Here is a 16,321-nt window from a genome sequence, read left to right on the forward strand (position 1 = left end):
CATTTTCGCGCAACGGCGACATTTCGGGGGTGCCGAATGGATCAATCTGCGCCATCTTGGGCATCCGGCTGCTCCTCGAGTGCCGCGCGCAGGTCGCTCAGGGCGCGCTGGAGCGCCTCCGCGTCCTTGATGAAGTTATCCGGCTGGTCGTAGCGGGCGCGGCAGACGGCGTCTGCGAGCGAGCGTGCCGCGTCGGACGCGCGCGGGGCCCTCTTCGCCACGGCGCCCGCGATGTCCTCTTCGGTGGCGTGTGCAGGCCAGGCGACATCATACGTTCGCGCCATATGGAGCATCTCGGACCAAGCGGCCTCGGCGGCGCGCGCCGGCTGCGAGGTGGCACCGGCCACGGCGCGCATGCGCCACGCGTGGCGAGCGCGCCGTATCGCACGGGGGCCGAGAAGGATCGCCGCGATGATCGCGCCCGCGCCTGCAAACGGCGCCGCCTGCCGTGCGACCGCGGCAACCTGGCTGAGCGCGTGCTGAACGGGGTCGGCCGCATCGCTGCGCCCGCCGTCGCCGCCGCTGTCGGCCTGCTGCGCCGGGGTGTCGGGCTGGACGGGCGCGTCCGGCGTGAGGGGGGATGCAGGCGTGGTCGCATCTTGCTGCGTGGAGTCGGGCTCGTCCTGTTCGATGAGCGTTCGCCCGATCGACGCCTCGGGAAGCTCCCCTTGCCCGGGCGTCACGTCGAAGGGGACCCAGCCGACCCCGTACAGATAGGCTTCGGTCCATGCGTGCAGGTCGCGGTTGGTGACCACATAGGTATCTCCCGCCTGCCCATCGGACGTGCGGTATCCGAGCGCGATACGCGTGGGCACGCCGAGGGCGCGGCCCAGCACCGCGAACGCCGAGGCGTAGTGCAGGCAGTACCCCTCTCCGGAATCCAAAAACGACGCGATAACCTGCAGGTTGTTTTGACCGTCTCCGTCCGGGGCATCGAGGGAGTACGTGAAGCGCGGGTCGTTGAAGTATTCGAGCAGAAACTCCAGCGACGTGAGCTCACCCGTGAGCTCGTCGTATTCATCGCGCGGAGCGATTTGGGACGCCAGGTCGACGACGCGTGCGATCTGGTCCGGCAGCTCGTCGGGAAGCGCGAGGTAGGCTCCATCGACTTCTGCGTGATCCTGGTCCAAAAGCTCCTGCCAGGAGTCGCGCCGAGCCTGCCAATCGCTTGTGGTGTCGCCGGGGCTCGCGGACCAGATTCTCGACTGGAGCGAGCCGATCAGCATCCCGCCGATGCCGCTCAGCGAGCTGCTGTCGGTGATCGGGGAGATGTAGGCCGCGTCGACGGCATAGACCTGGCTGCGGTTCGTGATGGCCTGCGTGCCGAATACCGACCCGTCGGGGCTCCAGCGCCAGTCGCCCTGCGACTGGTCATCTGCCGTCTGCGTGTCGTACGCGCCGATGGGAAGGGGCGCGAACCGCGAGGAGAGCGCATCGATGCTGATGTGCGCGCTGATGCTGCGGATGCTGCCGACCGAGGTCGCGTTCGTGTTGCGCACCGTCTCGATGGCGGCATCGGGGCTCGTCCACGAGCCGGGCAGCGCCTGGGGCATGTCCTCGGTGGGGTCCGCAGGGGAGAAGAGCTGCTCGAGCAGGCCGCCGGAGCCCGCGGAGGGGGCCGCGTCGATGCGCCAGACGTCGCCCGAGAAGTCTCCGAGCGTGGTCAGGCGCAGGTAGAGCGCCTGGCGCGAGGTGGTGGTGTAGGTGAGGGCGATGGTCTCCTGCGGTCGCGTAAGGTCGCGCTTGAGATCCATGATGGGACTCACCGTGTTCGAGGCGAGCACGTTCGATTGAAGGCCCGTGTCGAGGGGAAGCCGCTGCGCGTCGGCTGCGGCTTGCGGCGCGAGCAGGCATGCGACGATGGTCGCCGCCGCGCAGGAGGCGAGCGCGGTCGGCCGCAGGGACGCCAGCGCGCCGAGGGGGCCGCGCCGCTGCGCGCCCGGCTGCGCGCTGACGGGCCGGTTGTCGGCGCTTCCCGCGCACGCGAAGGCGCGCAGGGCGAGCCCGCAGAACACGGAGATGGCGATGTGGGAGAACTCGCTTGCCACGCCCATGAAGACGAAGCGCACGGCGAGTAGCGCTAGGGGCAGGCAGGCGACGGCCGGTCGCGGCCTGTGCGAGACGAGCAGCACGTGGAGGACCGCAGCGACAGGTGCCATGAGGAGCACGAGCGCGGCATCGGAGACAGGGCCGCAGCTGACCGGGACCCACTGTCCGAAGTACAGGTCGTATATGCCCCGCGCGCAGACCGGCGCGATCCAGCCGAGGCCGCCGCCGTTCCCGTCGATGCCGAGCTGCTCGAGGGACGTTTCGGGCGAGAAGACGTCGAGCGAGGCGTTCATGCCGATGAGGGATGCCGCGCCGAATACGGCGCTGCCGCATATCAGCAGCAGGACCGAGGCGTATATCCCCATGCGGACGGCAGGGCGCGTCCGCATGCGCGGCAGCCAGCGGACGCAGGTCGCCTCCAGCGCCACGATGATGCTCACGACCTGGCCGAATAGCCACCAGGCCCCGGGCTCGATGAGCGTCGCGGCAAGGGAGAAGGTCTCCAGGAGCACGACGACGCAGCAAAGCGCGGATGCCAGCGCGGAGCCTGCGGTCGGCGCCGGGGTGCTCACTGCGCCCGGGCGGCGCCTGCGGGCGCGGTGCGGACGCAAGGCGTCCTCGCGGTGCCTGCTCGCCGTATCCGGTGCCCCCGTGCCTCCCGTCGCGCGCGGGTGGACCACGGCGAGCTGGCTCGACGCGATCTCCGATCGCAAGGCGTCCTCGAGCGCGCCGACCACGCGATCGGTGATCAGGACGACGGGGCGCGCGGCGCCAGCTGCCCCGGCGCCGTGGCGCGCGTCGCGTGCGATCTGGGCGTTGCGACGGGCGGCCTCGCGGCGACGGGCCTCCCCGCCCTGCGGCGCATCGGGCTGCAGGGCGGCGAGGAGCCTGCCGACCCGGTGCATGCCGACCGCGCGTGCGCGCCCGTCGGTCACGAGCACCTCGTCGCGCGCCCCTCGCTGCGCGGCGAGGCGGACAGAGGCGGTGTACGCCTCCGCGGCGAGCGATTCGATATCGTCGACCTCGAGCGTATCGACGACAACGACGGGATAGACGTTGTGCTCCCGCTCGAGCTCGAAGGACATCAGCTGGCCGTGGTGCGCGCTCTGGCGCCATGAGATCGCGCGCAGCGGGTCGCCCTTCTCGTAGGGCCGGACCAGGGCGGATGAGCGCTCGCGGACATCTGCGGGCGCAAGCGCGGGCGCACGGCCGGCGAGCCGGTCGATCTCGGGTACGGGCAGGTCGTGGGCGCGCGGGGGAATCCACATCTCGCGGGTGGACGCGACGGCCCTCCGCGTGATCCAGAATCCGAACAGGTCGCGCGTGCGCACCACGCTTCCGCCGGTGCAGTACAGGCCGCGATTCTCGGGCTCCGCGTCGCCTGCGACCTGATCGATGACGCGTCCGCGCTGGTCGAGCCTGAGCCACGTCGTCTGGATGCTGACCGGTCGCGCCGCGATCGCGCGAAGGACGCGCGCGCCCGCGGATCCACGGGCGCCGTCCTGGTCCCCCTCGCGCCACGTGGGGCTGAGCACCCAGCCGAGGATCGCGCTGGCCAGTCCCCACGCGAGCGCGCAGGCCAGCGCGACGCATCCCGCCATCAGGGCGATCGACGCCGTCCCCGCGCTCAGGACGAGCAGGACCGCGGCGATCTCGAACGCGATGACGGCGGCGACGGTGGGCCGCAGGGGGAGGGGGCGCGCTGCGAGCCTGCGTCGCGCGCGCCGCACGTTGCCCGCAACGGTCCCGCGAGCCGGTGCATCGGGTTTCGTGGCGCGGCGCGACATGGGGCCCTCCGGTCGCTCGGGGCCTATGCGCGGTGCGGCGCGGGCACGTCGGACAGGATGAGCTCGAGGGTCTCCTGCTGCCGCTCGAGCGGGCCGGACGCCACCGAGGGGTCGCTGAACACGACGCGGTGCGTCAGCACATGCGGCGCCATCGCGCGCACGTCGCCCGCGTAGACGGCGGCCTGCCCGTTGACGAGCGCGCGCATGCGGCTCATGGCCAGCAGGGCGAGGCCGGCGCGCGGAGAGGCGCCGAGCCTGGTGCGGGTGCTCGTCCTCGTCGCGTTGAGCAGCGCGACCGCGTACGACGCGACGGCCGGCGCCACATGGATGCGGGCCGCGGTGGCGGTGATGGCGGCGAGGTCGCGCGCGCTGCAGACGGGCTTGAGGGAGGCGAGGGGATCGCGTCCGCTCGGCGCCATGAGCATGCGCGTCTCCGTCTGCTGATCCGGATAGCCGAGGGAGAGCCGGCACATGAAGCGGTCGAGCTGGGCCTCGGGCAGCGGATAGGTGCCCTCCATCTCGACGGGGTTCTGCGTGGCGATGACGATGAAGGGCCGCGGCAGCTCGTAGGTCGTGCCGTCGACGGTGACCCGGCGCTCCTCCATGGCCTCGAGCATGGCTGCCTGCGTCTTGGGGTTCGCGCGGTTGATCTCGTCGGCGAGCACGATCTGGGCGAACAGCGGTCCTCGGTGGAACGTGAATTCCTGCAGCTGCTGGTTGAAGATGGAGACGCCCGTGACATCGGAGGGAAGCATGTCGGGCGTGAACTGGATGCGCGCCACGCTGCCGCGGATGGCGCGGGCGAGCGCGCGGGCAAGCGTGGTCTTGCCGATGCCCGGAACGTCTTCGAGAAGCAGGTGCCCGCCGGAGGCGAGCGTCAGGACGGACAGCTCGAGCGCCGATCTCCTGCAGGAAAGCGTCGCGTCGAGGGCGTCGATCAGCGCGCCGACGATGCGCGCCGCGGTGGCGCGCCGCTCAGCGTCGTCTGGTTTCGGCGTTGCGGGTGACCCGGTGCGCCTATGCGTCGATTCGCTCATGGCCGCCTCCGATCATGGGTGAGATGGCGTTGATGAGGTTGGAACGCTCGTCTTATTGTTGCATGTTTCGCTCGGCCGCGACGATCAGATCGTCGTAATGGGCGATTTTGTAATCGAGGAGCTTGAGCCCCTCCTCCATTTCGGCGATGCGGTCGCGCAGGACGTCGCGCTGGTTCTCGAGCAGCTGCTTGCGAAGCGTCAACGTCTCGTCGCCCCGCTCGAAGAGCTGCATGTATTCGGTGAGCGCTTCGATGGAGACGTTTGCCGAGCGCATGCATTTGATGAACTCCACGCGCGCGAGGTCGGCCTGCCCGTAGTCGCGCACGCCGCTCGAGGTGCGGCGGATGTGCGGCAGCAGCCCGATGCGTTCGTAGTACCTCAGCGTATCGGCGGAGATATCGTATTTCTGGGAAACCTCGGCGATCCTCATGGTCTTCCTTCTTTCACGTCTCTGGACGCTCGTTCCTGCGTGCCGGCAGGACGCGAAAAGCGCAGCTTTCATTCTCCCATCTTGAGTGAGGTTCAAGTCAAGCGCGCATCTGCGCTTGTTCCGTAGATGCGCAAGAAATGCTTTAGACTGAGTGCCAAAACGATGCCAAGCGAAAGGATATATGGCATGACAAACGATACGGCTGCATACCGGGATGCGGCAGAGGGACTCGTTCGATTCATCGAATCTTGTCCCAGCATGTTCCACACGGCGGCGACCATCCGGGCGCGCCTGGACGCCGCGGGCTTCACCTATCTGCCCGAGGGGGCGCCGTGGTTCATGGAACCGGGCGGAAGCTACTACACGATACGCAACGGCTCGAGCATCATCGCCTGGCATGTCGGTCGCGACCTGCCGCAGGACGGGTTCCACTTCCAGATCGCCGCATCGCACGCGGACTCGCCCACCTTCAAGCTCAAGGCGGTGTCCGAGCTCGAAGGCCCGGCGAACTACCTGCGTCTCGATATCGAGCCGTACGGAGGCACGATCGACTACACCTGGTTCGATCGGCCGCTGTCGCTCGCCGGTCGCGTGCTCGTGCGCGACGGGGCGCGCGTGGTGAGCCGCCTGTTTTCGCTCGATCGCGACGTGGCGCTCATCCCGAGCCTCGCCATCCACCTGGACCGCAGCGTCAACAGCAGCTTCTCGCCCAACCGGGCCGTCGACCTGTATCCGCTGTTCTCCGCCGGCGAGCTGACGAGCGGGGCGGTCGATGCGCTGGTGGCCGAGGAGCTCGGCATCACGCCCGATCGGATCTTGGCGCGCGATTTGTTCCTGGTGAACCGTCAGGCGCCGCGCGTATGGGGAGCTGTCGACGAGTTCGTCTCGGCGCCCAAGCTCGACGACCTCATGTGCGCCTATACCGCGCTCGAGGCGTTTTTGGCCTCCAAGAACGAGCGCGACGTGTCGGTGTACGTGTGCTTCGATAACGAGGAGGTCGGCTCGCACACCAAGCAGGGCGCGGCGTCGACGCTTCTGCGCGACACGCTCGAGCGCGTGAACGCCCGTATCGGCCGCACGCCGGAGAGCCTCGTGCGCGCGCTGGCCGGCTCCATGCTGGTGAGCTGCGACAACGCGCATGCCGTCCACCCCAATCATCCCGAGAAGGCCGACGAGGCGAACGATCCGCGCCTGAACCGCGGCATCGTGATCAAGGAGGCGGCGAACCAGCACTACTGCACCGATGCCTTCTCGCGCGCCGTGTTCTCCGCGATCATGGACGATGCGGGAATTCCGTACCAGACGTTCGCGAACCGCAGCGACATGGCCGGCGGTTCCACGCTCGGTAACATCTCGAACGCGCACGTGAGCATGCACGCCATCGATGTGGGATGTCCGCAGCTCGCCATGCACTCGAGCTACGAGACGGCGGGTGCGCGCGACGTGGCGCATGTCATCGACGCGCTGACGGCGTTCTATGATGCCGACATCCGCATCGAGGGAGCGGACGCGGCAACCATCGCCTGAGCGACCCCATCCCTGTGCAAATAGGGGGACGTACCTTGTTCGTGCATTTTTGCACGGAACAGGTACGTCCCCCTATTTGCATTCAATGGTGCTGCCGTGCTAGTGGATGAAGTTGGTCCAGGTGCCGGCTTCTTGGGCGGGCGGCTCGATGCCCACAGCGCGGCCCGCCTCGATGCATTTGAGCATCCAGGCCATGTTGCGGCCGAGCTGGCGCATGGTCCACAGGCCCTCTTTGTCCTGCTCGACCTCCTCGACGGAGTTGCCGTGCACGTTGTTCCAGTACCGCGAGCTCACGATGGGCATCTGTGAGATGGTGAAGAACTTCTGGATGTCGTCGAGCGCCGCCGTGGTGCCCGCGCGGCGCGCGCTCGCCACGGCTGCCGCCGGCTTGTGGGCGAAGACGTTCGGCTGCCCGGCGCGCCCGTTGGCGTAGAAGAGCCTGTCCATGAATCCGAGCAGAGAGCCCGCCGCATGCGCGTAGTGCACGGGCGCGCCGAACACGAAGCCGTCTGCCTCGGCGGCCTTGGCGCGGAACTCGTTCACCGTGTCGTTGAAAACGCAGGCGCCGCGCGTGTTGCAGCCGCCGCAGGAGACGCACCCGCCCACGGGCTTCGCCCCGATCCAGAAGATCTCGGCCTCGACGCCGGCGTCTTCGAGCGTGCGCGCGATCTCCTCGAGGGCGCGATTGGTGCAGCCCGTCTTGTGCGGACTGCCGTTGACCAACATGACCTTCATGCCAACTCCTCCTGATGCAAATTGGGGGACGTACCTTTCTCATGCATTTTTGCATATCGGGGACGTACCTGTTGCGTGCATGCATGCACGCAACAGGTACGTCCCCGATTTTGCACGGTATGGAATGACCGGCGGTCTTTAGTGCTCGACTTCGTTGCGCAGCGGCTCGCCCGCCGCGAGATGCTGCAGGTTCTCCGCGGCGATGTGCGCGATGTTGTCAAGCACGGTGTACAGGTGGAACTGCCCCGCGACGTGCGGGGTGATGAACAGGTTGGGCGCATCCCAGAGCGGATCGTCGGCAGGCAGGGGCTCAGGCGTGGTCACGTCGAGTGCCGCGCCGGCAAGCTGCCCCGATTCGAGCGCCGCGATCAGGTCGGGCTGCACCACGAGGTCGCCGCGGCCTCCGTTGGCAAAGTAGGCGCCGCGCTTGCACTGCGACAGGAACCGCGCGTCCACCAGCCCGCGCGTCTTGTCGGAGCTCGGCAAGAACGAGACGATGACGTCGGCGTCGGGCAGGACGGTCTCGATATCGTCCATAGCGCACACGGCGTCGAAGCCCTCCGGCACCACGCCCACGCGCCGGCGCACGCCGGTCACGCGCGCGCCCATGGCACGGCAGAGCTGGGCGAAATGCGTGCCGATGTCGCCGGCGCCCAGCACGAGCACCTGCGCCCCGGCGAGCGTGGTGACCGCGCCCCGGTCGGTCCACGCATGGGAGCGTTGGTCGTCGCGGTAGGTGTCGAGGTGCTTCATGAGGGCGAGCACCATGGCGAACATGTGCTCGGACACCGCCTGCCCGTAGGCGCCGACCGCGCAGGCGAGCTTGACCGATGCGGGCACGGTGCCCGCGGGGTTTACGTAGTTGTCGTAGCCCGCCGAGTTGAGCTGCAGCATCCGCAGGTTGCGCGCGGCCTGCAGGCGGTCGACGGCGAGGCTGCCGATGATGGCGTCGGCAGCCGCGATCTCCTCATCGGTGACCGCGGCCTTGGTGGTGTATCGGAAGTCGGCGTCGGGGGCGCCCGCCTCGAGGACGGCGCGCTGCACATCGTTGAAGGGGAGCAGGACGAGGACGTTCATGGGCACTCCTTTTGGTTCGGGGAGGTGGTGTCGATTCACGTGCCCCCAGTATATCGCCATGGGTTGTCCCGGCGCATGGGCTGCGTACCAAAGCGCCCGTCGCGCCCGTGCGTCCGCGTGTCCGCGTGCCCGCCCTCGCCTCGCTCCGTTCCCGCGCTATCGCGTGCGCTGGATGCGCGGCGTCTTCAGCCGGAACAGGCCGTGCTGGTTGCAGAACACGTACAGCAGGCCGCTGCCGCGCATGGGGAAGCGCACCTCGGGGCTCTGTTCGGGATAGAGCTTTTTCAGGCTGACCGTATCGCTGGTCACATAGGTGGCAAAGCTCAGGTAGTGCTGCTTGGTCATGGGGTGGTCGAGCGTGAGGTACCAGTCGTTCTCGATGCGCTCGACGTGCACGCGGTGGGCGTCGTCCTCGTCGGCGTCCTCGGCCTCCTGCGACATCAGCTGCACGCCGCAGCACGAGAACGACCCCTCGCCCATGGCGTGCACCACGTTGCCGCAGATGGGGCAGACGTAGAACTTCGAGCGCATCATGTTGCCGGCGCGGTTGGCGTTCTCGCGCACATCGCCGGTCAAGAGCTCCGCCACCGACACGCCCAGCGCCTGGGCCAACGCATCGATGAGCGAGATGTCGGGCAGGCCGCGTCCGGACTCCCATTTGGATACGGCCTTGTCCGTCACGCCGACGGCCGAGGCGAGCTCGCGCTGCGTGAGGCGCTTGCCCTCACGCAGGCTCTTGATGATTTCTGCGGTCACATATCTTCCCATGGAGAAAACTCCTTCTCGTTCGGTGGATTCTTCTGCGCGCCCACCCATTATGGAAAAGCGGGCGCGCACAGACCACCTACGCACCGTAGAGTGCGCGCGGAAGCGGGACTGCAGTGGGTTGGTTGGGGACGGGTTCGGTTCAACCCATCCCGCCGGCACGGGCCGCCGTGGCGCCTTCCCGCAGAAAACGAAGTGACGGTTTCTGCGGGAACAGCAGGGATGTTTTGCATAACGGCCAAAACGATATGCCTGTTTACCTTGTGGTCCTATATCAAGCTCGAATCGATATGCATATTTCGTTCGAACTTCCCGCAGAAACCGTCACTTCGCCAAGCATGGGTTGGAACGAACCTGTCCCCAAACAACCCCTGCTACGAAGCGCTGCCCTCGCACAGGCGGAGCGCTTCGGTCGCCATGGCGTCGACGGTCATACCGTCGTGCGCCAGCAGCTCTTGAGGGTCATAGCGGTCGGGGAAGCCGGCGTGCACGCCGAAGCAGCGCACGCGGGTGCCGAGCGGACCCAGATAGCGCGCGACCTTCTCGCCCCAGCCGCCCTCGAGCACGCCGTCCTCGATGGTCACGATCAGGTCGTGCGTGCGCGACAGGCGCTGCAGGCAGGCATGGTCGAGCCCGGTGATGAAGCGCGGGTTCACGAGCGTCGCGCGCTTGCCGCTGCGGCGCTCGATCTCGTCGGCGACCTGCGCGCCGAGGTCGAAGAAATCGCCCAGCGCAAGCACGGCGATCTTCGAGCCCGAGCGCACGACCTGGTAGGCAGGGGTGTCGAAGGCTGCATCATCGCACGCCGGGCCGTCTGCCGGCGCCGGCGCGCTGACGACGGGTACCCGGATGGCTACGGGCATCTCGCGCTGCTCGAGCGACCAGGACAGCATGGCGGTGTATTCCTCGGGATTGGTCGGGGCGAGGTAGCGCAGGCCGGGCATATCGCCCAGCATGGCGATATCGAAGTAGCCGAGATGGGTCTGGTCGGTCGTTCCGAACACCGACGAGCCGTAGACCAAGATGGTCGCAGGGGCGGCGTTCAGGCACAGGTCGTGCCACAGCTCGTCGTAGGCGCGTTGCAGGAAGGTGCCGTAGATGCCGAGCACCGGCTTCGCCCCGCCTGCGGCGAGCGCGGTGACGAGCGTCACGGCATGCTCTTCGGCGATGCCGACGTCGAGGAACTGCCGTCCCGCCTGCGCGCGGCGCTCGGGCGTGAAGCCCATGATGTAGGGGGTCGCGGCGGAGACGGCGACCACGCGCGGATCGCGCTCCATGGCGGAGACGAGGCATGATGCCGTGAGCTCGGCGTAATTCGCATGGGGAGCCACCGGTTTGCGCGGCTCGCGCGCGCCGGTCGCAAGGTCGAACGGGCCGACATGGTGCCAGCCTTCTGGATCGGCCTCGGCGGGGGCATAGCCCATGCCCTTGACCGTGCGGACGTGCAGCACGACGGGGTGGTCGATGCCGTGAAGCTCCTCCAGCGCGTCGACGAGCGCCAGCACGTCGTTTCCGTCGTCGAGGTAGCGGTAGTCCAGGCCGAGCGTGCGGAAATAGTTGTCCTGCGCCCGCCCCTTGCTCTCGCGAAGCAGCGCCAGGTTGCGGTAGAGTCCGCCGTGGTTCTCCGCGATGGAATGATCGTTGTCGTTCACGATGATGATCAGGCCGCTCGCGAGGTCGGCCGCGTTGTCGAGGCCCTCGAACGCAAGGCCGCCAGAAAGCGAGCCGTCCCCGATGACCGCGATGACGTCGTGGGTCTCGTGCGCCAAATCGCGCGCATAGGCCATGCCGAGCGCCAGCCCGACAGAGGTCGAGGTGTGACCCATGGCGAACAGGTCGTGCTCCGACTCGAGCGGGTTCGAGAACCCGGACACCTCGAGGTAGTGCGCGGGGTCGCAAAATGCATCGGCGCGCCCCGTGAGCATCTTGTGCGCATAGGTCTGATGCGAGACGTCGAAGATGATCTTGTCGTGCGGGGATGAGAACACGCGGTGCAGTGCGCATTCGAGCTCGATGGCGCCGAGGTTGGGGGCCACATGGCCGCCCACCGCCGCAGAGCTTGCGAGTATCGCCTGGCGAATCTCCTGGCAAAGGGTCGGAAGCTCGCTGCGATCGAGTGCCTTCACGTCAGCAGGCGACGCGATATGCGAAATGATCATGCCGCGCGACCCTCCCTCCGCATGCATCGAGCGGCGCGCCCCCTCAGGCACCGCAGTAACTTATCCACTATCTCACAAATCCCCGCGCAATGTGTGGCGGGAGTGCGAGCGTTGTTCGAGCGCGGGGTTGAATAGCAACAAAACAGCAGGTGAACGGTGCAATCTCTGTCTTGAAAAGACATGGTGCGCCGAAGTGGAAATGCATGAGCGGCGCGAATCGCGGCCTGGGCGGCGGGGGGGGGCGTCGCGAGGGGCGCTGGAGTCGCGGGCGTCCTCCTGTCCGTACGTTTCGGAACGGTTTCAGGCGTGTCTCGATTTCGAAACGAACGGTGTTCCTCAGGTGTTTCCCGTGATGTAACGTTTTATCCTGAACGTGCGAACAGTTCGCAGACGATTGTGAGGAAAACGCCGACCAATCCACTCCGCGCCGGTCGGCCCCATGCCTGGCCCCACGAAAGCAATCGGTCGACGCTCCCCAAGATGTCCCGTCGGAAGAATCGAGTGAACGATGAAGTCTGCAGCACCACACGCGCCCTACGTCCAGCGTCCCGCAACGTCGACGGGCACATCGACGACCGCCAACACGCGTCGCGCCCAGAAGGACTCAAGGGAACCGGAGGCCATGACGGCCTATCTTTGGTCCATGTTGCTCCGCGCCCCGGGAAGCCTTGAGCAGATGGAGAACGCTTAAGGAAACGCCGATCAATTCATTCCGCGCCCGGCGCCTCTGTGGCGGGTGCCGCGAAAGCGCCCAATCACGAGCTCCCCAGAATCTGGCCGCCGCGGAAGATGGCCACAGCCGAGCGCTCGAAGGCGCGGTAGGCGTCGGTCTTTTGCGACTTGAGCGAGATGAGGCAGAGCGGCACGCGCACCTGATCGCACTGGTCGACGGGAAGGAACGTCAGCAGGTTCCCACTCGTCTGGTTGAACGGCAGCACGGCGCCGAACGCCATGCCGTTCTGCTCGCTGAAAAACGCGCTGACCTGCTCATCGGTCGCGTTGGAGGGGAAACGGACCGCTTCCGAGGCGAGCCCGCGCTCGCGATACATGGCGTGGATCGAGTGGTTGAAGTCGTCGAACGTTTCGGACCAGACGACAGGGTAGGGCGCCATCTCGCTCAGCGTGATGGTTCGGTTGTGCGCGAGCGGATGGGTGCGCGCGAGCGCCACGCCGGTCGGGAGGCTGCCGACCGAGACGCAGTCGGTACCGGGGCTCGCGTACTCGCCGAGCGTGCAGGCCGCGTCGATGATGCCGGCGTGCAGCGCCTCGATGGATTCCCTGCCGGGGGCGATGAAGATCTCGAGGTCGAGCCCGAGGCGCTTGCCGATGAATTTCGAGAGGCTCGCCATGACCCCTTCCGCGTTGGCGAACGAGGGCGAGCACAGCGCGATCGACATGTGCTCGTTGTCCCGCGAGGTGGGGAAGTGCTTGGTGAAGTCGTCGAGCTCGTCGAAGTTCGCCAGCGTCTTGCGCGCGCGTTCGTAGAACGCGACGCCCACGGCGGTGGGCTTGACGCCGTGGTTGCCACGGGTGAGCAGCTGGATGCCGAGCTCATGCTCCAGCTCCGAGATGGCTTTGGATACAGCCTGAACGGTGACAAACTGGCGCTTCGCTGCAGCGGAAAGAGACTTGCCTTCCACGGCGTGAACGAAATACCTGATTTGCCTGATGTCCATAGCCCTTGTTTCATGTAACGGGTCAAAGTCGCCTTTGACAATGCTCTCGTACGGGCTAACAATATGCTGAAATGTGGGTGGACGGCTAGCCATTCAGGCCTCCCTAAACTAATTGTAGAGGGACGTTGAGGGTGTTTTCGCACGTGCGCTGCCGGCAAAAAGCGGGTATGATGCGGGGACACGTTGGTTAGCCACGGTTAACCACCGTGTCCCCGCCCCTGTTCCGAACAGGTTGCGGGCACGTAACGGGCGAGACGGAATGCGGAAAGGTGGCCTCATGATTCCGGCGAATTTGGTGCAGGCGCTCACGTGGGCGGCTTTGGGATGCGGATTCACCTGGTTGATGACGACGGCGGGCTCGGCGGTCGTCTTCTTCTTTCGCGGCGAGCGCAAGCTCATGCACCACATCTTCCTGGGTTTCGCGGCGGGGGTGATGATCGCGGCGAGCGTCTGGTCGCTGCTCAACCCCGCCATCGAGCAGGCGGAGGAGCTCGGGCAGATCGGCTGGATTCCCGCGGCGGGCGGCTTCTTGCTCGGCGTGGCGTTTCTGGTCGCGCTGGACTCCCTGCTGCCCCACCTGCACATGGATGCAGACGAGCCCGAGGGCATTAAGAGCAGCTGGAAGCGCACGACCCTGCTCGTGTCGGCGGTGACCTTGCACAACATTCCCGAGGGCATGAGCGTCGGCCTGCTGTTCGCCATGGCGGCCCAGCAGGCGGGTGCCGCCGGCGAGGCGTATCTGGGCATGGCGCTTGCGCTGGCCGCGGGTATCGGCCTGCAGAACTTCCCCGAGGGCGCGGCGATCTCGCTGCCCCTGGTGCGCGAGGGGTTCTCGCGGCGGCGCGCCTTTGCCATGGGCAGCCTGTCGGGCATCGTCGAGCCCATCTTCGGCATCCTCGTGGTGCTGGTGTCCGGGTGGATCCAGCCGTTCATGCCCTGGCTGCTCTCGTTTGCCGCGGGCGCGATGGTGTACGTCGTGGTCGAGGAGCTCATCCCCGAGGCCCATCTGGGGGAGCACTCCAACGTGGGAACCTTCGGCGTCATCGCGGGCTTCGTGGTGATGATGGTGCTCGACGTGGCGCTGGGCTAGAGGGTGCCGGTCGATGGCCGATACCGGCCCGGTCCCGGGCGCTTTTCACGTGCTCTGCGGAGCCGTTCGAATCGAGAGTACGCTATAGGCACGTCGTCCGGGCGAGAGTACGCTATAAGCACGTTTTTCGCCCGAAAGCGTGCCCATAGCGTACTGCCGATGGGAGAGCGTGCCTATAGCGTACGTTCGAACGCTTGCGCCGGGGCTCGAAGCCCAGTGATCGGCGGTTCCTCAGGGGAAGCGCTGATCGATTCACGCCGCGCCGGGCGTCTCGCGCAACATGAATTTGCCCGTGCTTTCCGGACAGTGGGGTACCATTACGTGCGGGCACCGAGAGATGTGAGGACGAGCGTATGATCAAGCTGTTTGCGACTGACCTGGACGGGACGCTGCTGAATGCGTTCCATAACGTCGACCGGACCATTGCCGACGCGATCCGCACGGTGACCGATGCCGGCGCGCACGTCGTCATCGCCACCGGCCGCACCATGCTGTCCAACCGCGACCACGGCTTCGACGGCCTTCCCGTCGAGATGTGCGGCGCCAACGGCTCGATCGTCGTGGGCCGCGAGGGCGTGCTCAAGACGTTCCCGGTCAATCCCGAGCTGCTCGAGCTGCTCATCCCCGCGTTTCCCGACATCTGCTTCGACTGCATCTCGCTTGACGGCACGTTCGCGACCGCATCCGCCGAGGTGCGCGATGCGGGGTTCGCGGCCGACCCGTGGTGGCGCCGCATCGCCATGCGCGGCATGCGCCAAGCGATGCAGAGAAGCATCCATTTCATGACCCCGCTCTCGGAGATCCTCAAGCATGAGATTTGCAAGGTCAACTGCCGCGTCGGCGACCCTGCGCGCTCCGATGAGCTCAAGGCGTTCATTGCCGAGCATTCCGACCTGGTGGTCAACGCGCCGTTTTCGCCCGTGATGTTCGAGTTGACCGACCCCGCGGTCAACAAGGGGGCTGCGGTCGCGTGGCTCGCGAACCACTTCGGCTACACGGAGGACGAGGTCGCGGTGTACGGCGACGGCGGCAACGACATCGCCATGCTCTCGCGCTTCGAGCACGCATACGCGACCGCCAACGGCAGCGATGCCGCCAAGCGCGCTGCGGGCAACGTGATCGGTCGCTGTGCCTTCCACGCGGTGCCGCGCCACATGGTCGACACGGTGCGGGCGCAACAGCTCCGCGGCGGCTACACGCGTATCGAATAGGCCCGGTGCCTTCTCCCGCCATGGGGGACGGGTACATGCGGCGGGGCGTGCCGGCCATCGCCTCCATTTTGCTATACTTGACGTTGACATACTTGTACGAACAAGATGGAGGCAGCATGATCCGCACAGACCGCGAGATCACCGACCGCGCCGAGCAGCTCGCCATCATCGACGCCTGCGACGTGTGTCGTGTTGCGCTCAACGGGGACGACGGCTATCCGTACATCGTTCCGCTCAATTTCGGCGTCGATGTCGAGGACGGTCAGGTATATCTCTATTTCCATAGTGCGAAACGAGGCCATAAGCTCGACCTTATGGCTCGCGATGCGCGCGCGGCGCTCGAGATGGATTGCGACCACAATTTCATCTTCTACGATGAGCGCATGAGCTGCGCCATGGGGTACCGCAGCGTCATTGGACGGGGCACCGTGGAGATCCTGCCCGACGAGCGCAAGGTCGACGGCCTCAAGATCCTCATGCGCCATTACCATGCGGAGGATTTCCCGTGGAGCACGAAGCTCGTGCCGGCTACGACCGTGTGGCGCCTCAAGGTCGAGTCCATGGTGGGCAAGTTCCGCGACAACGTGCATCCGGGCGAGAGCCGCTGGACGCCGCCGGCGGGTTGGAACGGTTTCGGCAGACTGTAGCCGGTCGCGGGGGGATGCTGGCTGGGGAGGTCCCCGTCAATCCGCTCCACATTTCCGCCCGTGAGGGATAGACGGGGGCCGATGACACAGAGCGGACCGTTTGGCACGCTAAATGCTCTTATAGACCCCCT

General features: G+C 66.7%; 13 protein-coding genes. 5 read left to right on the top strand and 8 right to left on the bottom strand.

The features are described from left to right. Window positions 1–41: 41 nt before the first annotated feature. Genes QVN30_RS05740 through QVN30_RS05750 form a run of 3 tightly spaced genes read right to left on the bottom strand, consistent with a single transcriptional unit; the run spans window position 42 to window position 5,303 of the window. Window positions 42–3,836: a transglutaminaseTgpA domain-containing protein gene (locus tag QVN30_RS05740; protein ID WP_289835751.1), complete on the bottom strand. Its 3,795-nt coding sequence runs from the start codon at window positions 3,834–3,836 to the stop codon at window positions 42–44. 23 nt (window positions 3,837–3,859) lie between these two features. Next, window positions 3,860–4,873 carry an AAA family ATPase gene (locus QVN30_RS05745; protein WP_289835752.1) on the bottom strand — a complete coding sequence of 338 codons (1,014 nt, stop codon included), beginning with the start codon at window positions 4,871–4,873 and terminating at the stop codon, window positions 3,860–3,862. Between the two features lie 52 nt (window positions 4,874–4,925). Next, window positions 4,926–5,303, bottom strand: coding sequence for a MerR family transcriptional regulator (locus QVN30_RS05750; protein ID WP_087201119.1), 378 nt, complete (start codon window positions 5,301–5,303; stop codon window positions 4,926–4,928). Window positions 5,304–5,489: 186 nt separating this feature from the next. Between QVN30_RS05750 and QVN30_RS05755 the strand changes: the two genes are divergently transcribed. Then, on the top strand, window positions 5,490–6,830 hold the full coding sequence (locus QVN30_RS05755; RefSeq protein WP_289835753.1) for a M18 family aminopeptidase: 1,341 nt from the start codon (window positions 5,490–5,492) through the stop codon (window positions 6,828–6,830). Window positions 6,831–6,929: 99 nt separating this feature from the next. Here the strand turns inward: QVN30_RS05755 and QVN30_RS05760 are convergent, their stop codons facing one another. From QVN30_RS05760 to QVN30_RS05775, 4 genes are all read right to left on the bottom strand, one after another. Next, entirely contained in the window at window positions 6,930–7,565 is a 636-nt protein-coding gene (locus tag QVN30_RS05760) for a flavodoxin family protein (protein ID WP_289820491.1), read from the bottom strand. 138 nt (window positions 7,566–7,703) lie between these two features. After that, window positions 7,704–8,642 carry a D-2-hydroxyacid dehydrogenase gene (locus QVN30_RS05765; protein WP_289835754.1) on the bottom strand — a complete coding sequence of 313 codons (939 nt, stop codon included), beginning with the start codon at window positions 8,640–8,642 and terminating at the stop codon, window positions 7,704–7,706. Between the two features lie 156 nt (window positions 8,643–8,798). Beyond that, complete coding sequence (locus tag QVN30_RS05770) at window positions 8,799–9,410, bottom strand: helix-turn-helix domain-containing protein (RefSeq protein WP_289835755.1); 612 nt, start codon at window positions 9,408–9,410, stop codon at window positions 8,799–8,801. A gap of 371 nt (window positions 9,411–9,781) precedes the next feature. Then, window positions 9,782–11,566, bottom strand: coding sequence for a 1-deoxy-D-xylulose-5-phosphate synthase (locus QVN30_RS05775; protein ID WP_289835756.1), 1,785 nt, complete (start codon window positions 11,564–11,566; stop codon window positions 9,782–9,784). 508 nt (window positions 11,567–12,074) lie between these two features. Between QVN30_RS05775 and QVN30_RS05780 the strand changes: the two genes are divergently transcribed. Next, window positions 12,075–12,257 carry a hypothetical protein gene (locus QVN30_RS05780; RefSeq protein WP_204538615.1) on the top strand — a complete coding sequence of 61 codons (183 nt, stop codon included), beginning with the start codon at window positions 12,075–12,077 and terminating at the stop codon, window positions 12,255–12,257. Window positions 12,258–12,321: 64 nt separating this feature from the next. Here QVN30_RS05780 and QVN30_RS05785 read toward each other — a convergent pair whose 3' ends face one another. Continuing rightward, window positions 12,322–13,242, bottom strand: a complete 921-nt coding sequence (locus QVN30_RS05785; protein ID WP_289835757.1) for a LysR family transcriptional regulator — start codon at window positions 13,240–13,242, stop codon at window positions 12,322–12,324. 277 nt (window positions 13,243–13,519) lie between these two features. On the opposite strand from QVN30_RS05785, the gene QVN30_RS05790 reads away from it, so the two are divergent. The 3 genes from QVN30_RS05790 to QVN30_RS05800 all read left to right on the top strand — a co-directional run bounded on the left by QVN30_RS05790 (window position 13,520) and on the right by QVN30_RS05800 (window position 16,190). Continuing rightward, the gene (locus QVN30_RS05790) at window positions 13,520–14,332 is read left to right on the top strand and encodes a ZIP family metal transporter (protein ID WP_087201131.1); all 813 of its coding nucleotides are present in this window, start codon (window positions 13,520–13,522) and stop codon (window positions 14,330–14,332) included. Window positions 14,333–14,685: 353 nt separating this feature from the next. Continuing rightward, window positions 14,686–15,543: an HAD-IIB family hydrolase gene (locus QVN30_RS05795; RefSeq protein WP_289827735.1), complete on the top strand. Its 858-nt coding sequence runs from the start codon at window positions 14,686–14,688 to the stop codon at window positions 15,541–15,543. A 116-nt stretch (window positions 15,544–15,659) separates the two neighbouring features. Beyond that, window positions 15,660–16,190, top strand: a complete 531-nt coding sequence (locus QVN30_RS05800) for a pyridoxamine 5'-phosphate oxidase family protein (RefSeq protein WP_289835758.1) — start codon at window positions 15,660–15,662, stop codon at window positions 16,188–16,190. Window positions 16,191–16,321 lie beyond the last annotated feature (131 nt).

The sequence above is a fragment of the Collinsella ihumii genome (assembly GCF_030385545.1).
GTDB classification, from domain to species: Bacteria; Actinomycetota; Coriobacteriia; order Coriobacteriales; family Coriobacteriaceae; genus Collinsella; species Collinsella ihumii.